We start from the raw sequence: 3,037 nt of genomic DNA on the forward strand, positions 1-3,037 counted from the left end.
GTGCCACAACTGCCTCCGGAAGTGGGGGTGGGAGAGCAGGACGTACTCAAGTTGGTCCAGACCAATTGACCTGTCAAGGCCCTGTCATTCACGGACGCGGCCCGCTGGAGGAGAGATGACACAGGACCAGGTCGCACGTGCCCGCACCCAGACCCTGGGCGACCTGCTGCGGCGCAGCGCCCGCCGCCACCCGGACAAGCCCGCGCTCGTCGACGGGGAGCACCGGCTGAGCTACGGCGAGCTGGACACGGCCGTCAACCGGATCGCCCACGCGCTGTCCGCGCGGGGCCTGGCGCGCGGGGACCGGCTGGCCCTGCTGTCCCGCAACTGCTGGCAGTTCGCGGCGCTGGTCATGGCCGCCGCGCGGCTCGGCGTCGTCCTGGTGCCCGTCAACTTCATGCTGTCGGCCCGCGAGGTCACCTACATCCTCGAACACTCCGGCGCCCGCGCCCTGGTGTGGCAGGAGGCGCTGGAGGAGACGGCGACCCGCGCGCTCGACGGGCTCTACGGGCCCGGCGTCCCGCTGCGCGCCACCGTCGGCGACGTCGGCGCCTGGGCCTGCCACGGCCCGGCCGGCGAGCCCGAGTCGGCCGTCGGCGAGGACGAGGTGATCCGGCTGATGTACACCAGCGGCACCGAGTCCCGGCCCAAGGGCGCGATGCTCACCACCCGGGGGCTGCTGTGGCAGTACGTGTCCTGCCTCACCGGCGGCGAGATGACCGGCGACGACGTCGAGGTCCACGCGATGCCGCTCTACCACTGCGCGCAGCTCGACTGCTTTCTGCTCCCGGACCTGTACGCGGGCGCCACGAGCGTCCTGCTGCCCGCGCCCGATCCGGCCGCGCTGCTCGCGGCGGTCGCCCGGGAGCGCGCCACGAAGCTGTTCTGCCCGCCGACGGTGTGGATCTCCCTGCTGCGCCACCCCGACTTCGCCGCCACCGACCTCTCCTCGCTGCGGAAGGGCTACTACGGCGCCTCGCCGATGCCGGTCGAGGTGCTGCGGGAGCTGCGCGAGCGGCTGCCCAGGGTGCGGCTGTGGAACTTCTACGGGCAGACGGAGATGGCGCCCATGGCCACGCTGCTGCGGCCCGAGGAGCAGCTCTCGCACGCGGGTTCGGCCGGGCGCCCCGCGCTGAACGTCGAGACCCGGATCGTCGACGACTCCGGCGCCGAGGTCGCGCCGGGCGAGGTCGGCGAGATCGTGCACCGCAGCCCGCAGGCGACGCTGGGCTACTACAACGATCCGGACCTGACGGCCGAGGCGTTCCGCGACGGCTGGTTCCACAGCGGCGACCTCGGTGTGCTGAGCGCGGACGGCCATCTGACCGTCGTGGACCGCAAGAAGGACATGATCAAGACCGGCGGCGAGAACGTCGCCAGCCGCGAGGTGGAGGAGGTGCTGTTCCAGCATCCCCGGGTGGCGGAGGCGGCTGTGTTCGGCGTCAGCGACCCGCACTGGGTCGAGGCGGTGACGGCGGCGGTCGTGCCGAAGCCGGGGAGCGCGGGGGCGGGCGAGGAGGAGTTGGCCGGGGAGCTGCGGGAGCACTGCAGGGAGCGGCTGGCGGGCTTCAAGACGCCCAAGCGCGTGGTCGTGGTGGAGGCGCTGCCGAAGAATCCGAGCGGGAAGATCCTCAAGCGGGAGCTCCGCGCCCGCTTCGAGGGCGGGCGTTAGGGGCGTCCGGCGGATTGTGCCGGGGCGGCTGCCCCTTGCTGTCCCGTCGCAGTCCGCGGGTGTGTTGTGGCTGGTCGCGCCCCGCGGCGGAGCCGCCATGGACATGAGCCCCGCGCCCCTGCCGGGGCACGGTCTTGCGCAGCCCAAGTGCCGGGTACCCGCACCGTTAGGGTTGCAGGGTCCATCGAGTGCGGTCACTCAAGGGGGAACCGAGGAGCATGGCAGTGCGATCTGACACCACCGACCCGTGGATCCGGGTCTTCCACTCCTCGCCCGAAGCGGAGCTGCGGCTGGTCTGCCTGCCGCACGCGGGCGGAGCGGCGAGCTACTACTTCCCGGTCTCGGCCGCGCTCAAGCCGTCCGTCGAGGTGCTGGCCGTCCAGTACCCGGGGCGGCAGGAGCGCCGCAGCGAGCCGCTGTTCGCGGATGTCGCCGAGGCCGCCGACCGGATCGCCGACGAGCTGAAGGGCTGGACCGACCGTCCGCTCGCGCTGTTCGGGCACAGCCTCGGGGCCACCATCGGCTTCGAGGTCGCGCTGCGGCTGGAGCGGGCCGGCGTCGGCCCCCGGGTGCTGTTCGCCTCCGGACGCCGGGCGCCGGCCCGCACCCGGAACGACGGCATCCACTCCCTCCCGGACAGCGGGCTGATAGCCGAGATGAAGCGAATGGGCGGCACGGACGCCGCCGTCATGGACGACCCCGACATCCTGGCGATGGCGCTGCCCGCGATCCGCAGCGACTACCGGGCCGCCGAGACGTACGCGTACCGGGACGGGGACATGCTGAGCTGCCCGGTGTACGCGCTGGTCGGGGACGGGGACGCCCGCGCGTCCCTGGAGGACGTGAAGGCGTGGGGCGAGCACACCACGGGCTCGTTCGACTTCCGCGTCTTCCCCGGCGGCCACTTCTACCTCAACGGTTCCACGGAGGTCATCGCCCTCGTCCGGGACCACCTCGCGGCGCTCTCCGGCTGAGCCGGGCGGTCCGCACCCCGGCCGGGGCACGGCCCCTCACAGGGTGCGGGCCAGGTTCACCGCCAACGCGGCCGCGGCCAGCGAGAAGAACGCGGCCCAGGGGCCGAAGTGCCGGTCGCCGACGCGCAGATGGGCGCCGAGCGCGCCCAGGAAGTACAGCACCAGGCCCCCGGCGGCCAGCGTGCCCAGCAGCGGCGCGGCGAGTCCGGCCAGCAGCCCCGCGCTGCCCGCCGCCAGCAGCGAGCCGAGCGGGACCATCCAGGAGTGCGGCACGCCCAGCAGGTCCGCCTGGCGCTTCGGGTAGTCGTGGCCGGTGAAGTTGGCCACGGCCGCCGCGCCCATCACGGACGCGGTGAGCAGGGTGACGAGGAGGTGGGCGAGGTCGGCGGGG

General features: G+C 73.4%; 3 protein-coding genes. 2 read left to right on the forward strand and 1 reads right to left on the reverse strand.

What is annotated here, in order from left to right; all coding sequences use genetic code 11:
• The first annotated feature begins 115 nt into the window (after positions 1–115).
• Positions 116–1,672, forward strand: a complete 1,557-nt coding sequence (locus G5C65_RS34575; protein ID WP_165303017.1) for a fatty acyl-CoA synthetase — start codon at positions 116–118, stop codon at positions 1,670–1,672.
• Positions 1,673–1,890: 218 nt separating this feature from the next.
• A complete protein-coding gene (locus G5C65_RS34580) occupies positions 1,891–2,646 on the forward strand; it encodes a thioesterase II family protein (protein WP_165303018.1) in 756 nt (251 codons plus the stop codon).
• A 36-nt stretch (positions 2,647–2,682) separates the two neighbouring features.
• On the opposite strand, the gene G5C65_RS34585 is transcribed toward G5C65_RS34580, so the two are convergent.
• The coding region (locus G5C65_RS34585; RefSeq protein WP_241266268.1) for a DoxX family protein at positions 2,683–3,037 on the reverse strand (355 nt) is incomplete at its 5' end.

It is taken from the genome of Streptomyces boncukensis (genome assembly GCF_011045075.1).
GTDB classification, from domain to species: domain Bacteria; phylum Actinomycetota; class Actinomycetes; order Streptomycetales; family Streptomycetaceae; genus Streptomyces; species Streptomyces boncukensis.

What these genes read in the sequence shown, in the direction of transcription:
- G5C65_RS34575 (WP_165303017.1), top strand. Translation starts at nt 116, where the DNA reads ATGACACAGGACCAGGTCGCACGTGCCCGCACCCAGACCCTGGGCGAC.
- G5C65_RS34580 (WP_165303018.1), top strand. Translation starts at nt 1,891, where the DNA reads ATGGCAGTGCGATCTGACACCACCGACCCGTGGATCCGGGTCTTCCAC.